Here is a 17146-nt window from a genome sequence, read left to right on the forward strand (position 1 = left end):
GCTACAGCAGCGCCTTCAGCTCCGTGATCAGGTCGGCTAGGAGGTCGTACCCTCCCTGCCAGAAGCTCGGGTCGCTGAAGACGATCCCTGCCGGTGCCAGCGTGTCCCCGGGGGACTTGGAGCCGCCGTCGGCGAGGATGTCGCGGTAGATGGGGACGAAACTTTCCCGCTCCTTCAGGTAGCGCTGGAACAGCGACAGCACCACCAGTTCCGCGCAGGTGTAGGAATAGCAGTAGAAACGGGCGTGGATGAAGTGCGAGATGTAGCTCCAACCGTAGCGGTAGGGCTCGATCATCTCGACCGCGTCACCGTAAAGTTTCGCGTTCTCCTGCCACCAGAGGTCGGCAAGCTCGCTCGCCGTCAGAAGCCCGTTCGCCCGCTCCAGGTGCATGCGCTCCTCGAATCTGGTCAGCACGTTTTGGCGGAAGGTGGTGGCGATGATGTCCTCGATCTTCGCGCACAGAAGCGACTTCTTCACCTCGACGTCAGTCTCCCGCTCCAAAAGCTGCCGGGTCAACAGCATCTCGCCGAACACCGAGGCGGTCTCGGCCAGCGGCAGGGGCGGGTGGTAGTTCAGCATGGTCTGGCGCTGGGCGAGCTGATAGTGGATGCCGTGGCCGACCTCGTGGGCGATGGTGGCCACGTCGCGCAGGTTCCCGGTGAAGTTCAAAAGAAGATACGGCGGGAGCGACGGGGTCATCCCCATGCAGAAGGCGCCGCCGCTCTTGCCCGGCCTCGGCAGCACATCCACCCGCCTTTCGGTGAAGAAGGAATCGGCCAGCTGGGCGAACTCTTCGGAGAAGCCGCGGTAGGCCTCCACGGTCATGATGCGCGCTTCTTCAAAACTGTACTTGCGGTCGCTCTCCGAGAGCGGCGCGTACACGTCGGTGTTCTTCAGCTTGGGCATGCCGAGCAACTTGGCCTTGAGGCGGAAATATTCCTGGGCCAGGGGATAGTTCTTTTCGGAGACCTGCATCAGGCTCTCCACCACCTCGTTGGGGATCTCGTTGCCCAGGTTGGTCGGCTCCATGGGATGGCTGTAGTTTCTGAGCTCCATCTCCTGGGAGTGATCCAGTGCCACGTTGTTGAACACCGCCGAATAAAGGATGCTGTGCTCCTCGTGCTTTTTCAGGAAGGTGCCGAAGGCGTGCTCCCTGAGCGCCGCATCGGGATGGTGCAGCAGCGCCAGCAGCTCCTCTCCGGTCATCTCCCGGGTCTCGCCCTCCATCTCCAGGGTGTAGCGTAGCGAGGCAGACACCTCGTCGAACAGTCGGCAAAAGGCCTGCACGCCGGTGAGGCTCTTCTGGGTGAGCAGGCTCTCCTCGCGCTCGGAGAGCGTGTGCTTCTTGAATTTGCGCAGCACCGCCAGGAAGTGCTGGTAATTGGCCAGCAGGGGGGTCTCAAGGAGCTGCTGGAAGGGCTCCTCCTCCATCTGAATGATCTCCAGGTCGAAGAAGAGGAGTTCCCGCCCCATGGCGTTGCCGAACTCCTGCGACTTCTGGGAGAGGCGCTTGTGCAGGTCGCTTTCGCTGTCGGCGGCGAAGAGCAGGTGAGCGTAAAGCTGCGGCACCACGAGCTCCTCCTGCAACTTCTCATACACTTGCAGTGCTTCGAGCAGTGCTTCCGCGGAAAGGCCGGCAACCTTGCCGCGGTAGCGTTCCCTAAATCCGGCAACTTGCGCGGTGGCGTCTTCGAAGGCTTGGGTCAGTTCCGGAGCGGAAGGTGACGGGTAAAGTGGTGTGGTATCCCAGTTGAGATCGCTGCTCATCATTCCTCCTGGCAGGCGTGTATTGTTCAATGATTTCGAATGAATGGAACCGATAGTAATGCATGGGGTGCATGGTGTCAAGGAAGGGGGGCGGCAGCAAGGGGGCAAGCTGCGGCGCCGCTGGCGCTCAAGTTGCCTTGACAACCTAGGGGGGTGCGATAGAACTAGCAAATGTTAAAAATTTATAATTATGCAATAGGTTAGCCGCCGACTGTTCTTCCGGGTAGGAAGCGGAGCCTCCGCTTCCGCAAGTGGTTCCTGTGTCAACCGCTAGCAGGCGAGGATGGACGTCATGAAAAAGCGTCAGGTAGTTGAAGATGCGGCTTGCCGGCCCGCTTCCGGGACCGGCAACGAGTCCCACCCCGCCGGGTGGATGGGTGCTCAGTGCGTGGTATTGCAGCGGCTTTTTTCAGGCCGCAACGACCTGGCCTTGCCAGGGGGGATGCTTGATGGCGAGACCGCCTGCGGCATGGGGGGCACCGGTGCCGGGCAGATGACGCTCCGGGAAGCCAGGGACAGGGTGGAGCGTTACATGGTGCACGATGCCATCCAGTCCTCCGGAGGCAACATGAGCAAGGCGGCGGAGGTGCTCGGCGTCAGCCGTCCCGCGCTCTACGATTTGGCCAAGAAGTACGGGTTGTGCCGGATTAAATCCCGCGGGTAGGGGCGAGTTCCACGCTCATGCCGCCGTCGCGCGGGATCAGTTCACTGAAGTAATGGATGGAATGAAAACTCTCCGATTGGGCCGGCGTCGCCGTCGAGCTGAAGCGTCCGACGTGGATCAGGTAGCGGATGCCGAAGCGACGCGCGGTCTCCAAGTTGGTCTCGCTGTCCTCTCCCAGCATGGTCCGCTCCGGATCATACGGCACCTTCTGCTGCAGCTTCCCCCAGAAAAGTGGGTCTTCCTTAGGTAGCCCCAGATCATGGGCTGAAATGATCCCGTCGAAGTAACTCCCGATCCTGGTCAGTCGCAGTTTGATGTTCAGGGTCTTACTGTGGGCGTTGGTCACCAGGTAGATCTTCTTGCCGTGTTGGCGCAGGAAGAGGAGGAACTCGATCACGAAGGGGTGCACCGCGATCAGGTGGTTCACCTCTTCCTTGAGCACCGGGATGTCGAGGCCCAACTGCGCCGACCAGTAATCGAGGTCGGTCCAGTTGAGGGTCTGCTCTTGGGAGCGGAACATGCGGTGCAGTTTCTCCTGCGCCGCGTGCTCACTGATGCCGTTTATTTCGGCGTAGCGTTTGGGGACGTGCTCCAGCCAGAAGTGGTCATCGAAGTGCCGGTCCAGCAGGGTGCCGTCCATGTCAAGGTGGACGGTGTCGATGTGGTTCCAGTCTACGTGCAGGGGGGGGAGGGGCATGGGAGTCTCTTCTTTTGGCCGGACCTGCCCGACTAGACTGACTAGTCCGGCAGGTCCGACCTTCGACGATTTGCTAAGCGTTGGCCTTGACGAACTGCTTCACCAGCTCTTTGTCAGCAGCCATGATCTCGCAGCGGGTTTCCTTGCCCTGCAGAGCGGCCAACTGCGGCGGCAGCGGCGCGGGTGTCCCGATGGCACGCTCCACGGCCTCGCCGAACTTGGCGGGGTGGGCGGTGGCCAGGCAGACCACGGCCGGGTGCCCCTTGACGCACTCTAGTGCCCCGCGCACGCCGACTGCGGTATGCGGGTCGAGCAGGTACCCGGTTTCCTTGTTGAAACTGGCGATGGTCTCCAGGGTCATGGCTTCATTGACGGTGCAGCTCAGGAACTCGCTCTGCACGCGTTGCACCTCTTCCGCGCTGAAGACGATCTTGCCGGTCTGCTGCAGTTCGACGAAGGCGTTTCTGACCCGCTCCGGGCTCTCGTTGAAGAGGTAGTACAGGTAGCGCTCCAGGTTGGAGGCGAGCTGGATGTCCATGGACGGCGAAACCGTCTGCACCACCTGGCCCAGCGAGTAGTCGCCGCTAGCCACGAAGCGCGACAGGATGTTGTTCTCGTTGGTGGCCAAAAGGAGTTTCTCCACCGGGAGTCCCATCCTCTTGGCGAGGTAGCCGGCGAAGATGTCGCCGAAGTTGCCGGTCGGCACGGAGAAGACCACCTTGCCCTGCTCGGGGAGCCTCCCCCAGGCGTAGAAGTAGTAGACCACCTGCGCCAAAACGCGCGCCCAGTTGATCGAGTTCACGGCGCCCAGGGCGTATTCCTTCTTGAACTCCAGGTCGTTGAACAGGGTCTTGACGATGTTCTGGCAGTCGTCGAAGGTCCCCTCGACGGCTACGTTGTGCACGTTGGCGTCGAGGACGCTAGTCATCTGCAGCGCCTGGATGGGCGAGGTCTTCAGGTGCGGGTGCAGGATGAAGATGTTGATGTTCTCTTTGCCCCTCACGCCGGCGATGGCGGCGCTGCCGGTGTCGCCGGAGGTGGCGCCGAGGATGTTCATCTTCTCGCCGCGCTCCTTTAGGAGGTACTCGAACAAGTTTCCCAAAAGCTGCAGCGCCACGTCCTTGAAGGCGAGGGTGGGGCCGTGGAACAGTTCCAGGATGTAGACCCCGTCCTTTTTCACCAGCGGCGTGGTCTCCTGGTGCTCGAAGCTGCCGTAGGAGCGGTCGATGAGCGCCTTGAGGTCGTCCCGCGGGATGTCGGTGGCGAAGAGGGAAATGATATTGAAGGCGAGCTCGCGGTAGGGAAGCTTCGCCCAGGCGGCGAGGGTTTCAGGCGCGATCTGCGGGATGCTCTCCGGCAGGATCAGGCCGCCGTCGGTGGCAAGTCCCATCATCACTGCTTCCTTGAACCCGATGGGTGCGATGTTTCCCCTGGTGCTTACGTATTTCATGTCAGTTCTCTTTCTGGTGCTGGTTTTTGTGTCGTTGCGGCAACGCCAATATATAGCAGTTAATGTCGCAAAAGTGAAGAGATTGCTGGTTCTGTCTTTGGCGCGTCTCCGGTTCAGAGGAGGCGGCAGATGGGCTGGCAGGAGAAAATAAAGTCACGGCAGCAGAAAAAGGCGTCACTGTATTTGTTTTTTCCAATGACAGCAGGTGGCACCGTTAGATTTTGTCCCCGCGACAGCTAAAAAAGGTGCCCAAGAATCAAGCGTCAAACGGGCGCGAAAGCTTGAAAAACGGCTTACTTTCGCAAAAAAAGCGCTTGCATAAACCACTCTTCCATGCTAAATAATGGGTCACATGTTAATGTTCACTCAAAAGTGAGCTCCTCCGGCTCGCTTTTTTTTATGGGAAAACGCAGATGGCAAAGGTTGATGTAGCAGAAAGAGTCACAGAGATTGTCACCGAGATCGGTGCGCCGCTCGGAATCAGCCTGGTGGACCTGGAGTATAAGCGCGAGGGGCGCGACATGGTGCTGCGCATCTTCCTGGAGAAGGAAGGCGGCATCAACCTGGACGACTGTGCCGACGTGAGCCGTCAGCTCTCCGACATCCTCGACGTGGAAGACTTCATGCCGGAGCACTTCAACCTGGAGGTCTCCTCGCCGGGGATCTGCCGCCCGCTCAAAAAGGTCGCCGATTACGAACGCTTCCAGGGGCACCTGGTCAAGGTGAAAACCTTCGACACGCTCACCGACGACGCGGGGAACAAGCGCAAGACCTTCACCGGGAAACTGCTCGGGGTCCAGGACGGGGTGATCAGCATCGACCTCACCGAGGGACAGCACGCCTCGATCCCGCTGGACAAGGTGGCCAAGGCCAACCTCGAATTCGAATTCTAAACTTTACTTTGCAATTATCAGCAAGCAGAAGGAGACAGTGACGTGGAAACGAGCTTTAACCTCAAGCACACGATCGACCAGATCGTCAAAGAGAAGGGTATTGATAAAGGGATTGTGGTAGAGGCGCTGGAACAGGCAGTTCTTACCGCGGCCAACAAGAAATTCCGCAATACCCGCGATCTGGAGGCGCATTACAACCCCGAGATCGGTGAGGTTGAGCTGTTCGAGTTCGTTACCGTCGTGGAAGAGGTTCAGGATTCCTACCGCGAGATTGAGTTGGACGAGGCACGCGAGGAGGATCCGGAGGTCGAGATCGGCGACTCCATCGGCATGAAGATGGACGCATCCGGCTTCTCCAGGATCGCCGCCCAGACCGCCAAGCAGGTGATCATCCAGCGCGTGCGTGAGGCGGAGCGCGAGACCATCTTCAACGAGTTCCAGGAGCGTCAGGGCGAGATCGTCAATGGCGTGGTGCGCCGTTTCGAGAAGGGCGACCTGATCGTCGATCTCGGTCGCGCCGAGGCGCTTTTGCCGCACAAGGAGCAGGCCCCGCGTGAGGTCTACCGCCAGGGCGACCGCGTCAAGGCCCTCATCACCGAGATCCGCATGACCACCAAGGGTCCCCAGATCATGCTCTCCCGCACCCATCCCACCATGCTGGCCAAGCTGTTCGAGGCCGAGGTGCCGGAGATTGCGGAAGGCATCGTCGAGATCAAGAGCGTCGTGCGCGAGCCGGGCGGGCGCGCGAAGATTGCCGTCTACTCGCATGACGGCGACGTGGACCCGGTCGGCGCCTGCGTCGGCATGCGCGGTTCCCGCGTTCAGAACGTGGTATCCGAGCTGCGCGGTGAGAAGATCGACATCATTCCCTGGAGCGAGGACATCGCCCGTTTCGCCTGCAACGCCCTGGCCCCGGCCGTGGTGACCAAGGTGTATGTCGACGAGGAAGACTACGCCATGGAAGTGATCGTGGCGGACGACCAGCTTTCGCTGGCCATCGGCAAGCGCGGCCAGAACGTGCGCCTGGCCGCCAAGCTGACCGGCTGGAAGATCGACATCAAGAGTGAGACCCGCATGGCCGAGGCCGAACTGCAGCAGTTCGCTTCCTACGACGGCACCGAGGCCGAGGAGGCCGAAGAGGGCGTCGAGGGCGTCGAGGCAGCGGAGGCCGTCGAGCCGGCAGCAGTAGAGGCGGCAGCGGTAGAGGCGGCCGAAGAGGAATAGGATGCCCAAGGCCACACCACAGAGAAGCTGTCTTGCCTGCCGTGAGACCAAGGACAAGGGCGAGCTGCTTCGCTTCGTGCTGGCCCCGGACCGCACCCTGGTCCCCGACCTGCAGAGCAAGCTCCCGGGACGCGGGGCGTACACCTGCCTGAAGGCCTCCTGCCTGAGACAGGCGGCCCAGAAAAAACAGTTCTCCCGCGGCTTCAAGGGAGAGGTGCTGGGCGCCGACGCCGAGGGGCTGGTGCAGCAGGTAATTCGCAAGCTTGAGGAGCGCATCGCCTCCTACATCAGCCTGGCCAACAAGGGGGGCAAGGTGGTGTCGGGCTCGGACCAGGTCCAGGAAAAGTTGAAGAAAGGGGGCGCCGGTCTGTTATTCGTCGCCACCGACATCTCGCCGGACATCGGTGAAAAGTTCAGGGGGCTGGCGCAGCTCAAGCAGGTTCCCTGCATCTCCCTGTTCACCAAGGAGCGCCTTGGGGAACTCTTGGGAAAGGAACTCAGAAGCGTCCTGATTGTTATGGAAAGCGGCTTCGTGGGATCGATTGGATTGGAAATGGAAAAGTACAGGAACTTCTTTGAGGAGGAGCGTGAGTAGATGAGCAAAACCCGCGTATATGAGCTGGCGCAGCAGATGGGGATCGACAATAAGGAGCTTATGGCAAGGTTGGCCGAGGCAGGCGTACAGGTCAAGAACCATATGGCTGTCCTTGAGGATTCGGATATCAAGGCGGTATCCGCCCCTGCGCAGACCCCCCACAAAGAAGTATCCCAGGAAGAAGTAAGGGTGAAACCGACCCTGATCCGCCGTCGCGCCAAGGCGGTTGAGCCGGAAGCCGCGGCAGAGGCGGCAGCGCCGGCCGAGCCGGAGCAGGTAGAAGCACCGCAGCCCCCGGTGGTCGAGAAGGCCCCGGTGGAGGAGGCTCCCAAGCGCCCCGAACCGGTCCGCGCCAGGATCATCGAGGCGGCTCCCGCTCCCAAACCGGCGGCAAAGCCCGAGGCGCAGGCCCCCGCGGCCCCGGCCGTGAAGGAAGAGAAACCCGCGGCAGCGCAGAAGGCTGCCCCGGAGGCACCGGTTGCGACCGAGAAGCCCGCCGCTGAGGCCCCCAAGGCAGAGGCCGCTCCCGCAGCGCCGACTCCCGCACCGGAGGCAGCCAAGCCGGCTGAAGCGCCGGCAGCCGAGGCCGCTCCCGCTAAAGCGCCGGAGGCCGCAGCCGCCAAGCCCGAGCCGGAGCCGGATAAGCCGACCGCGACCCGCGCCAGGATCCTCGGCCGCGTCGAGATCCCCATCCCGACCCAGCGTCCGGCCGAGCGCCGCGAATACCAGCGTCCCGCGCAGGGCGAGCGCCCCGCGCCGCGCCCGGGCATGCCGCGTGGCGTAGAGCGTCCCGGCACCGAGCGTCCCGCGCCCCGTCCGGGTGCAGGCCGTCCCGGCGAGCGCCCCACCGGTCCGCGCCCGGACCGTCCGGCACCGCTCGCCCCTGTGGAACCGCCGCCGCTGCTGGATGACCGCGGTCGCAAGCGGAAACCCGCCCCCGGCGCCGCCCCCGACTTCGGCAAGAACGCCAAGAAGGGCGCCCCCGCCGCCGGCAAGGGTAAGAAAGACAGCTTCAAGGACATGCTCGACAAGCGCGAGCGGGTCTTCGAGCCCGGTCCCCGTTCCAAGGGGAAAAAGGGCAGGTACGTGGAGAAGGTCCAGATTGGCAAGAAGACCGAGATCACGGTACCCAAGGCCATCAAGAGGATCATCAAGATCAGCGAGTCCATCACCGTGGGCGAGCTGGCCAAGCGCATGGGGATCAAGGCTACCGACCTGATCCGCGCCCTCATGAAGCTCGGGGTCATGGCCACCATCAACCACCCGCTGGACTTCGACACCGCGACCCTCTTGGCCACCGACTTCGGCTACGAGATCGAGAACGTGGCGCTGGACGTGGACGAGCTGCTCGAGGCAGAGCCGGACAACCCCGAGGCGATGCAGAAGCGCCCGCCGGTCGTCACCATCATGGGCCACGTCGACCACGGCAAGACCTCGCTCCTGGACGCCATCCGCCAGGCCAACGTCATTGCCGGCGAGGCGGGGGGCATCACCCAGCACATCGGCGCGTATGACGTGGAGCTCAAGGGACAGAAGATCACCTTCCTCGATACCCCGGGTCACGAGGCCTTTACCGCGATGCGCGCCAGGGGTGCCAAGGTCACCGACATCGTCATCCTGGTGGTCGCGGCCGACGACGGCGTCATGCCGCAGACCCGCGAGGCGGTGAACCACTCCAAGGCGGCAGGGGTTCCCATCATCGTCGCCATCAACAAGATCGACAAGCCGGAGGCGAACCCGAGCAAGGTGAAGCAGGAGCTCATGGAGTTCGGCCTGGTTTCCGAGGAGTGGGGCGGCGAGACCATCTTCGTCGAGGTCTCCGCGAAGAAACAACTGAACCTCGAGTCGCTGCTGGAAATGGTGCTTCTGCAGGCCGACGTTCTGGAGCTCAAGGCGAACCCGGACAAGACCGCCCGCGGTACCGTGGTCGAGGCCAAGCTGGACAAGGGGCGCGGCCCGGTAGCCACGGTTCTGGTTCAGGAAGGTACCCTTAAGGCCGGCGACTACTTCGTGGCCGGCGTCCACTTCGGACGCGTGCGTGCCATGCAGAACGACCGCGGCGACAAGGTGCTGGCCGCAGGTCCGGCCATGCCGGTCGAGGTCATCGGCTTCAACGGCGTGCCTGACGCGGGCGATATCTTCGTGGCCATGGCCGATGAGAAGCAGGCCAAGGAGATCGCAAACCACCGCCAGATGAAGCTGCGCGAGTCCGAACTGGCCAAGCACAGCAAGCTCTCCCTGGAGCAGCTCTACGAGAAGATCCAGAAGGGCGAGGTCAAGGACCTCAACACCATCGTCAAGGGCGACGTGCAGGGTTCGGTCGAGGCCGTGGCCGAGTCGCTCAGAAAACTCACCACCGACGCCATCCGTCTCAACGTGCTGCACGCCTCCGTCGGCGCCATCACCGAGACCGACGTCAACCTGGCCAGTGCGTCCAACGCCATCATCCTGGGCTTCAACGTCCGTCCTGAAGTCAAGGCGGCGGCGCTCGCCGAGAAGGAAGGGGTCGACGTCAGGCTGTACAACATCATCTACGACGCGGTGGACGACATCAAGAAGGCCATGGAAGGCCTCCTCGAGCCGACCTTCAAGGAGAAGTACCTGGGCCGCGCCGAGATCAGGGAAGTCTTCTCGGTACCCAAGGCGGGCATGGTCGCCGGTTCCTACGTCACCGACGGCAAGATCATCAGGAATGCCCAGGTTCGCCTTCTGCGCGACAACGTGGTTGTCTTCGAAGGGAAGCTCGGCAGCCTGCGCCGCTTCAAGGACGACGTCAAGGAAGTGGCCACCGGCTACGAATGCGGTATGTCGTTGGAAAGCTACAACGACCTCAAGATCGGCGACATCTTCGAATGCTTCGAGATGGAGAAGGTTGCCGGTAAGCTGTAACAGTCAAGCACACGGGGAGAGAGGCGACCTGCGTCCGGTATCCCGGCGGCGGAAGCCCCTCTCCCCTTATCGTTTTCGCCTCTACTCCTCCCCCTAGAGGGGGGAGGCCGGGAGGGGGGCTGCGGAAACTTCCCCCTCCCTAACCCTCCCCCTCCGGGGGCGGGGATTGCAACATAACCCTGTGGTTTGCGATCCACAGGATACACACAAGAGAGAAAGATCATGGTAAAGCGTTCCGACAAGGTTGCCGAAGAGATCCACAAGATCATCTCGGAACTTCTGATAAAGGGTCTCAAGGACCCCCGCATAGGCTTCCTCACCATTACCGGAGTCAAGGTCACTCCCGACCTCAGGCAGGCGACTGTCTACTTCACGGTACACGGCGACGACGCCGCCAAGAAGAACAGCGAGGCGGGGCTCAACTCCGCCAAGGGCTTCATCCGCAAAGAGATCGGCCAGGCCCTCAAATTGCGTTGCACCCCCGAGGTGTTCTTCAAGTACGACACCTCGTTGGATTACGGCCAGCATATCGAATCGATTCTGAAGGAGATTGGGGCTACGGATGACGGCGACGACAGCTGAGATTAAGCGGATAGTTGCGGAGATCGAACAGGCGCAGAGCTTCCTGGTCACCAGCCACGAGAGCCCCGACCCCGACGCGGTCGGTTCCTCCCTGGCTTTGGCCAACTACCTCACCGCGCGGGGCAAGGACGTCACCGTCTACCTCTCCGACCCGGTCCCCGACAACTGCACCTTTTTGCCCATGGCCGACCAGGTCTACGGCGAGATGCCGGAGCGCGACTTCGACGTCTGCTTCGTGCTCGACGTCGGCGAATTCCGCCGCGCCGGCAAGGCGGTCACCGGCAACCAGAGGATCGGCCGCTTCATCAACGTCGACCATCACCTGGGATGCGAGAACTTCGGCGTCTGCAACCTGATCGACCCCAAGGCGAGCGCCACCGCGGCACTCATCTACCGGATCATCAGGGCAGCCGGCGACGAGGTGGATTTCCCCACCGCGCTCTGCATCTATACCGCCATCCTGTCCGACACCGGGAGCTTCCACTATTCGAACTCCGACCCCGAGGCCTTCGCCATTGCCGGCGAGATGATCGGCAAGGGGGTGAACGCCTGGAGCGTGAACGAGAACCTCTACGAGAGCGAACCTTTGCAGAGAATCGCGCTCCTCGCGTTGGCGCTCTCCGACCTGACTGTCTCCCTCTCGGGCGAGTACGCCTCGGTCACGGTGACCCTCGACATGTACCAGAAGACCGGCGCCAACGCCCAGGACACCGACCGCTTCATCAACTACCCCCGCTCCATCAAAGGGGTGCAGGTGGCGCTCTTTTTCCGCCAGGTCGACGAGGGGCTCTTCAAGGTCGGCTTCAGGAGCAAGGGCAAGGTGGACGTCGCGGCGGTATCCGCATCTTTCGGCGGCGGCGGACATCACAACGCGGCCGGCTGCATGGTACGCGGGACGCTTGCCGAGGTGAAGGCGCAGGTCTTCGACCGGTTGGAGCAGATGCGCTGATGTTCAACGGCTTTTTCGTGATCGACAAGCCGGCCGGCGTCACCTCGCATGACATCGTGTCCAAGGTCCGTCGCGCCATCAATCAGAAGAAGGTCGGCCACACCGGCACCCTCGATCCCTTCGCCACCGGAGTTTTGCCGGTCGCGGTGGGGGAGGGGACCAAGTCGATCCAGTTCCTGGACGAGTCCGAGAAGGAATACCGGGCCGTGATGAGGCTCGGCATCGCCACCGACACCCAGGACCTGACCGGCGAGGTGATCTCGGAGCGCGAGTGGTCCCATATCGCCCCGGCCGACCTGGAAGAACTGGTGCCGCGTTTTCTCGGGCTCCAGAAACAGCTGCCCCCCATGTTCTCCGCCATCAAGCAGGGTGGCGTGCCGCTCTACAAGCTGGCGCGCAAGGGGATCGAGGTGGAGCGCGAGGCGCGCGAGGTGGAAATCCACGCGCTGACCTTCGACTGGATCCGTCTCCCCGAGGCCTGCTTCACCGTGCGCTGCTCGCGCGGCACCTACGTCAGGACCCTTGCCTGCGACATGGGCGAGGCGCTCGGCTGCGGCGCGCACCTCTTGGAGCTGCGGCGCACCCGGAGCGGGCTCTTCTGGGAGGCCGACGCCATCAGTATCGAGACGCTGGCCGATGCCGCGGATCAGCAGGCGCTGCTCATGCCGCTGGACCGTGCGCTCAATCACTTAAAGCGGCTGGCCCTGACCGAGGCGGGTGGGAAGAAGGTGTTAAACGGCGTGGTGCCGCAGCCGCATGATTTCATCGATCCGCCCGGCGAATTTGCACAGGGGGAACAGGTGCGACTCTATCTGGGGGAGCGCTTCGCGGCAGTAGCGGAGTACGACAAGCTCAAAGGGCTCAGGCTGGCCCGCGTATTCAACTAGTATTCCTTCTTTACACGTACTTGCTTTTGTGATAAGAGTTAAAGGTCTTGATCTATTCCGTGGAGGCAATCTCTGCGGGCAGGTATAAATAAGCAAAATAACTAGGAAGCGGAAGGGGGTGTCACCACATGCTGCAAACTGAAAAGAAGCAGGAAATCATCACAGCTCATAAGCTGCACGATTCCGACACGGGTTCGCCGGAAGTGCAGATTGCAATTCTTTCTGAGCGTATCACCTATCTGACTGAGCACTTCAAGACTCACAAGAAGGATCATCACAGCCGTCGCGGTCTGCTGAAGATCGTCGGTCAGAGAAGGGGTCTGCTGGACTACCTGAAGAAGAAAGACGTCGAAAGGTACAAGGCGATCATCGCTAAACTCGGCATCAGAAGGTAAGAAAAGGCAGTATACCTCCCCGGGTATATTGCCTTTCCTCTTTCATCATGTAAGGGCCTCGTGCCCTTTTTCTTTGTTGGGGACGTGGATAAAACTGCCCTGCGGCGCACCTTTCGCCCGCAAGGCGCTTTTCTCGGCGGCCCCAACACCAACCGTAGCAATCCTAAAATGGAGGCCGTAACAATGGTACACACTGTCCAAGCAGAGTGCTGTGGCAAGACTATTACTATCGAAACAGGAAAGATTGCAAAGCAGGCAAGCGGCGCGGTCATGATCAAAAGCGGCGACACCATGGTGCTGGTCACCGCCGTCGCCATGAAAAACGCCAAGGAAGGGCAGGGTTTCTTCCCGCTCACCGTCAACTACCAGGAAAAAGCCTACGCAGGCGGCCGCATCCCCGGCTCCTTCTTCAAGCGCGAAGGGCGTCCCTCCGACAGCGAGACCCTGACCTGCCGTCTCATCGACCGTCCCATCCGTCCGCTGTTCCCGGAAGGCTTCCTTAACGACACCCAGATCATGGCTACCGTCATGTCGGCGGACAAGGACCACGATCCCGGCATCCTCGCCATGATCGGCGCCTCCGCGGCCCTCATGGTTTCCGACGCCCCCTTCGCCGGCCCGATCGCCGGCGTCAAGGTCGGCCGCGTCGACGGCAAGTTCATCGCCAACCCGACCTCCGAGCAGGAAGAGCAGAGCGACATGGAGATCGTGATCGCGGCCTCCAAGGACGCCATCCTCATGGTAGAAGGTAGCGCCTCCGAAGTCTCCGAGGACGACCTCCTCGAAGCAATCTTCTTCGGCAAGGAAGCGGTGCAGGGGATCCTCGCAGCGCAGGAAGAGCTTGCTGCCAAGGTCGGCGTTGCCAAGCGCGACGTCCCGGCGCCGGTAGTGAACGAGGCCCTGAAAGCCCGCGTTGACGCCCTCGCCAAGGAAGAGATGAAGGCGGCGGTGCGCATCAAGGCGAAGGGCGAGCGTCACGACGCCATCGACGCCATCACCGAGAAGACCGTAGCGGCGCTGGCCGCCGAGTTCGAAGGGAGCGAGAAGGAAGTCAAAGCCTTCATCGAAGACCTCGAGTACAACCTGGTGCGCGAGCACATCATCAAGGACGGCTCCAGGATCGACGGCCGCGACACCAAGACCATCCGTACCATCTCCACCGAAGTCGGCTTCCTGCCGCGCGCCCACGGTTCCGCCCTGTTCACCCGCGGCGAAACCCAGTCCATCGTGGCCGCCACCCTGGGCACCTCGGTCGACGAGCAGCGCATCGACTCGCTCTACGGCGATTCCAGGAAGAAGTTCCTCCTGCACTACAACTTCCCGCCGTACTCCGTCGGCGAGACCAGCTTCCGCCTCGCCCCGGGCCGCCGCGAAATCGGCCACGGCATGCTCGCCGAGCGCGCGCTGCAGCAGGTGCTCCCGAAGCACGACGACTTCCCCTACACCATCCGCATCGTCTCGGACATCACCGAGAGTAACGGTTCCTCCTCCATGGCCACCGTTTGCGGCGGCTCCATGTCCATGATGGACGCCGGCATCCCGATCAAGGCACCGGTCGCGGGTATCGCCATGGGCCTCATCAAGGAAGGCGACGAGTACGCCATCCTCTCCGACATCCTGGGCGACGAAGACCACCTGGGCGACATGGACTTCAAAGTCGCAGGTACCGCCGAGGGCGTCACCGCGCTGCAGATGGACATCAAGATCGGCGGCGTAACCCGCGAGATCATGGGTGCCGCATTGGCGCAGGCAAAAGCCGGCCGTGTCCACATCCTGGGCGAAATGGCCAAGACCCTCGCCACCGCACGCGGTGATCTCTCCTCCTTCGCACCGCGCATCACCACCATCTGGGTCAAGGTCGACAAGATCCGCGACGTCATCGGTTCCGGCGGCAAGAACATCCGCAGCGTCACCGAGGCAACCGGCGTGGCTATCGACATCGAGGACACCGGCAAGATCAACATCGCTTCCAACAACAAGGAAGCATGCGACCTCGCCATCAAGATGATCAGGAACCTCACCGCCGAGGCAGAAGAAGGCAAGCTCTACATGGGCACCGTCAAGAAGATCATGGAATTCGGCGCATTCGTCGAGATCTTCCCGGGCACCGACGGCCTGGTGCACGTTTCCGAGCTCGACACCGAGCGCGTGAAGAACGTGAGCGACATCCTGAAAGAAGGCGACAAGGTGCTGGTGAAGTGCATCGGCATCGACAAGCAGGGCAAGATCAAGCTGTCCCGCAAAGAGGCCCTGGGCCAGACTTTCACCGAATAATTTCTCTCATTTGAAAACTGGCAATTCATGGGTTTCCCGGTATAGTTCTAGCCATGATTAAAAAGACCACCCTAAATAACGGTATCCGCGTCATAACTGAGCGGATACCGTATGCCAGCTCGGTTTCCATAGGAATTTGGGTCGCCAACGGCTCCCGCCACGAACGGCGGGAGTCGAACGGCGTCGCCCATTTCATCGAACACCTCCTCTTTAAAGGCACTGATCGTCGTTCCTCATTGGATATTGCCCGTGAAATTGACTCCGTGGGCGGCGTCCTGAACGCCTTCACCAGCCGCGAGTACGTCTGCTACTACGCCAAGGTGCTGGACAAGTTTCTCCCCCGGGCGGTCGACCTTCTAACCGACATTTTCCTCCATTCCACCTTCGACAGCGACGAGATCGAAAAGGAACGCCGCGTGGTGCTCCAAGAGATCAACATGATGGAGGACACCCCGGACGACCTGATCCACGACCTGTTCCACCAGCATTTCTGGAAGGGGCACCCGCTGGGGATGTCGATCCTGGGCGACGCCGAGAGCGTCACCGGGCTCTCCCGCGAGGCGATCATCGCCTACAAAGATCAGATGTACCGCGCCGACGACATCATCGTCACCGCCGCCGGCAACGTCACCCACGAAAAGCTCACCGCGCTCCTCGAGGAGTTCCTGCAGGGAGTGGTCCCCGGGCACGGCAGGACCGAATCCGTACCGCCGGTGTACGAGCGCCGCATCGAGTTGGTCGAGAAGGACCTGGAGCAGATCCACGTCTGCCTCGGCCTTAAGGGGGTGCAGCAAAGCCACCCGCAGCGCTACGACGCCTTCATCATGAACGCCATCCTGGGGGGCTCCATGAGCTCGCGCCTGTTCCAGGAGGTGCGCGAGAAGAGCGGCCTTGCCTACTCGGTCTACTCCTACATCGCCTCCCACGCCGACGCCGGCTCCCTGGTAGTCTACGCGGGCGCGAGCCCCGAGAACGCCAAGGAGCTCCTGGAGATCATGCTGCGCGAGATCGGGCGCTTCAAGAACGAGCCGGTCCCCGCCGACCAGCTCGAGGCGGCTCGGGAGCAACTCAAAGGCAACCTGCTGCTGTCGCTTGAATCCAGCGACAACAGGATGTCCCGCCTGGCCAAGAACGAAATTTACTTCGGCACGCCGCTGCCGCTTTCCGAGATCATGGAAGGGTTCGACGGTGTGACGTCGGAGAGCATCCTGCAACTCGCCAACGAAATCCTGGACAACTCCGCGCTGACCCTCGTCATGCTGGGCCGGATCGGAACGCCTTCCTTCGCCAACTCCGACATCAACGTCTGATGAAAATGATCCCCATCCGGATAAAGCGCCTGCGGTCGACCCCTCTCCCCTGTTACATGACCGAGCAGGCGGCGGGCGTCGACCTGCATGCCGCGCTCGAGGAAGATTTCGTGCTGCATCCCGGCGAGCGCGCCCTGGTGCCGACCGGGTTGGCCGTCGAGATTCCTCCCGGCTTCGAGGCGCAGGTGCGTCCCAGGAGCGGCCTGGCCCTCAGGCACGGCATCGCCCTGGTCAACTCGCCCGGCACCATCGACGCCGATTACCGCGGCGAGATAGGCGTCATCGTGATCAACCACGGCAGCGAGCCCTTCACCATCAAAGACGGCGAGCGCATCGCCCAGATGGTGTTCGCCCGCTGCGAGCGCGCCGAGTTCATCGAAGTCGACGATCTTAGCGACACTGCACGCGGCGCCGGCGGGTTCGGACACACGGGCAGATAAAGATCAAGAGATTTGACCTCCCCCTTTTGCAAAGGGGGGGACATTAGTTCACCTGCAGCGCTTCGTGAGGGCGTTTCCCCTAGGGTGCTTGGGATGTCCGGAAGGACCTTCGCGAAGTGGTAAAGGCTG

The 17146-nt window shown here is 61.8% G+C and carries 15 protein-coding genes; 12 read left to right on the plus strand and 3 right to left on the minus strand.

Annotated features, from left to right (window positions below):
• Position 1 precedes the first annotated feature (1 nt).
• The gene (locus JFN90_RS11145; RefSeq protein WP_199395189.1) at positions 2 to 1768 is read right to left on the minus strand and encodes a M3 family oligoendopeptidase; all 1767 of its coding nucleotides are present in this window, start codon (positions 1766 to 1768) and stop codon (positions 2 to 4) included.
• Between the two features lie 292 nt (positions 1769 to 2060).
• Here JFN90_RS11145 and JFN90_RS11150 point away from each other — a divergent pair, with 292 nt between their 5' ends.
• Positions 2061 to 2432, plus strand: coding sequence for a helix-turn-helix domain-containing protein (locus tag JFN90_RS11150; protein ID WP_236018954.1), 372 nt, complete (start codon positions 2061 to 2063; stop codon positions 2430 to 2432).
• Here JFN90_RS11150 and yrfG read toward each other — a convergent pair.
• Together yrfG and thrC are read right to left on the minus strand one after the other, a co-directional pair.
• On the minus strand, positions 2416 to 3129 hold the full coding sequence (gene yrfG / locus JFN90_RS11155; protein ID WP_199395191.1) for a GMP/IMP nucleotidase: 714 nt from the start codon (positions 3127 to 3129) through the stop codon (positions 2416 to 2418). The two genes, JFN90_RS11150 and yrfG, sit on opposite strands and share 17 nt — an antisense overlap.
• A gap of 73 nt (positions 3130 to 3202) precedes the next feature.
• Positions 3203 to 4579, minus strand: coding sequence for a threonine synthase (thrC, locus tag JFN90_RS11160; protein ID WP_199395192.1), 1377 nt, complete (start codon positions 4577 to 4579; stop codon positions 3203 to 3205).
• 413 nt (positions 4580 to 4992) lie between these two features.
• Between thrC and rimP the strand changes: the two genes are divergently transcribed.
• The 11 genes from rimP (at position 4993) to dut (ending at position 17017) form a co-directional block, all read left to right on the plus strand.
• The gene (rimP, locus tag JFN90_RS11165; protein ID WP_199395193.1) at positions 4993 to 5472 is read left to right on the plus strand and encodes a ribosome maturation factor RimP; all 480 of its coding nucleotides are present in this window, start codon (positions 4993 to 4995) and stop codon (positions 5470 to 5472) included.
• A gap of 42 nt (positions 5473 to 5514) precedes the next feature.
• Positions 5515 to 6696 carry a transcription termination factor NusA gene (nusA, locus tag JFN90_RS11170; protein WP_199395194.1) on the plus strand — a complete coding sequence of 394 codons (1182 nt, stop codon included), beginning with the start codon at positions 5515 to 5517 and terminating at the stop codon, positions 6694 to 6696.
• A 1-nt stretch (position 6697) separates the two neighbouring features.
• The gene (locus tag JFN90_RS11175) at positions 6698 to 7291 is read left to right on the plus strand and encodes a DUF448 domain-containing protein (RefSeq protein WP_199395195.1); all 594 of its coding nucleotides are present in this window, start codon (positions 6698 to 6700) and stop codon (positions 7289 to 7291) included.
• Positions 7292 to 10180, plus strand: coding sequence for a translation initiation factor IF-2 (infB, locus tag JFN90_RS11180; RefSeq protein WP_199395196.1), 2889 nt, complete (start codon positions 7292 to 7294; stop codon positions 10178 to 10180).
• A 222-nt stretch (positions 10181 to 10402) separates the two neighbouring features.
• Entirely contained in the window at positions 10403 to 10762 is a 360-nt protein-coding gene (locus JFN90_RS11185) for a ribosome-binding factor A (RefSeq protein ID WP_199395197.1), read from the plus strand.
• Positions 10743 to 11711, plus strand: coding sequence for a DHH family phosphoesterase (locus JFN90_RS11190; protein WP_199395198.1), 969 nt, complete (start codon positions 10743 to 10745; stop codon positions 11709 to 11711). Before JFN90_RS11185 ends, JFN90_RS11190 begins: the two co-directional genes overlap by 20 nt.
• On the plus strand, positions 11711 to 12598 hold the full coding sequence (gene truB / locus JFN90_RS11195) for a tRNA pseudouridine(55) synthase TruB (RefSeq protein WP_199395199.1): 888 nt from the start codon (positions 11711 to 11713) through the stop codon (positions 12596 to 12598). The genes JFN90_RS11190 and truB overlap by 1 nt, the downstream gene beginning before the upstream one ends.
• Positions 12599 to 12726: 128 nt before the next feature.
• Positions 12727 to 12993 (plus strand): 30S ribosomal protein S15, encoded by a 267-nt coding sequence (gene rpsO, locus JFN90_RS11200; RefSeq protein WP_129127510.1) that lies wholly within the window; start codon positions 12727 to 12729, stop codon positions 12991 to 12993.
• A gap of 183 nt (positions 12994 to 13176) precedes the next feature.
• Positions 13177 to 15267, plus strand: coding sequence for a polyribonucleotide nucleotidyltransferase (pnp, locus tag JFN90_RS11205; protein ID WP_199395200.1), 2091 nt, complete (start codon positions 13177 to 13179; stop codon positions 15265 to 15267).
• 53 nt (positions 15268 to 15320) lie between these two features.
• Positions 15321 to 16577, plus strand: a complete 1257-nt coding sequence (locus JFN90_RS11210; protein ID WP_199395201.1) for a M16 family metallopeptidase — start codon at positions 15321 to 15323, stop codon at positions 16575 to 16577.
• Positions 16577 to 17017, plus strand: coding sequence for a dUTP diphosphatase (dut, locus tag JFN90_RS11215; RefSeq protein WP_199395202.1), 441 nt, complete (start codon positions 16577 to 16579; stop codon positions 17015 to 17017). Before JFN90_RS11210 ends, dut begins: the two co-directional genes overlap by 1 nt.
• The last annotated feature ends 129 nt before the right edge of the window (positions 17018 to 17146 follow it).

Source organism: Geomonas propionica, assembly GCF_016458235.1.
In the GTDB taxonomy this organism is placed as follows: domain Bacteria; phylum Desulfobacterota; class Desulfuromonadia; order Geobacterales; family Geobacteraceae; genus Geomonas; species Geomonas propionica.

Excerpts from the sequence above, each read along its gene's own strand:
- JFN90_RS11185 (WP_199395197.1), top strand. The coding sequence starts at position 10,403 with ATGGTAAAGCGTTCCGACAAGGTTGCCGAAGAGATCCACAAGATCATC.
- infB (WP_199395196.1), top strand. The coding sequence starts at position 7,292 with ATGAGCAAAACCCGCGTATATGAGCTGGCGCAGCAGATGGGGATCGAC.
- dut (WP_199395202.1), top strand. The coding sequence starts at position 16,577 with ATGAAAATGATCCCCATCCGGATAAAGCGCCTGCGGTCGACCCCTCTC.
- JFN90_RS11175 (WP_199395195.1), top strand. The coding sequence starts at position 6,698 with ATGCCCAAGGCCACACCACAGAGAAGCTGTCTTGCCTGCCGTGAGACC.
- JFN90_RS11150 (WP_236018954.1), top strand. The coding sequence starts at position 2,061 with ATGAAAAAGCGTCAGGTAGTTGAAGATGCGGCTTGCCGGCCCGCTTCC.
- JFN90_RS11190 (WP_199395198.1), top strand. The coding sequence starts at position 10,743 with ATGACGGCGACGACAGCTGAGATTAAGCGGATAGTTGCGGAGATCGAA.
- rimP (WP_199395193.1), top strand. The coding sequence starts at position 4,993 with ATGGCAAAGGTTGATGTAGCAGAAAGAGTCACAGAGATTGTCACCGAG.
- rpsO (WP_129127510.1), top strand. The coding sequence starts at position 12,727 with ATGCTGCAAACTGAAAAGAAGCAGGAAATCATCACAGCTCATAAGCTG.
- JFN90_RS11145 (WP_199395189.1), bottom strand. The coding sequence starts at position 1,768 with ATGAGCAGCGATCTCAACTGGGATACCACACCACTTTACCCGTCACCT.
- JFN90_RS11210 (WP_199395201.1), top strand. The coding sequence starts at position 15,321 with ATGATTAAAAAGACCACCCTAAATAACGGTATCCGCGTCATAACTGAG.
- yrfG (WP_199395191.1), bottom strand. The coding sequence starts at position 3,129 with ATGCCCCTCCCCCCCCTGCACGTAGACTGGAACCACATCGACACCGTC.
- thrC (WP_199395192.1), bottom strand. The coding sequence starts at position 4,579 with ATGAAATACGTAAGCACCAGGGGAAACATCGCACCCATCGGGTTCAAG.
- pnp (WP_199395200.1), top strand. The coding sequence starts at position 13,177 with ATGGTACACACTGTCCAAGCAGAGTGCTGTGGCAAGACTATTACTATC.
- truB (WP_199395199.1), top strand. The coding sequence starts at position 11,711 with ATGTTCAACGGCTTTTTCGTGATCGACAAGCCGGCCGGCGTCACCTCG.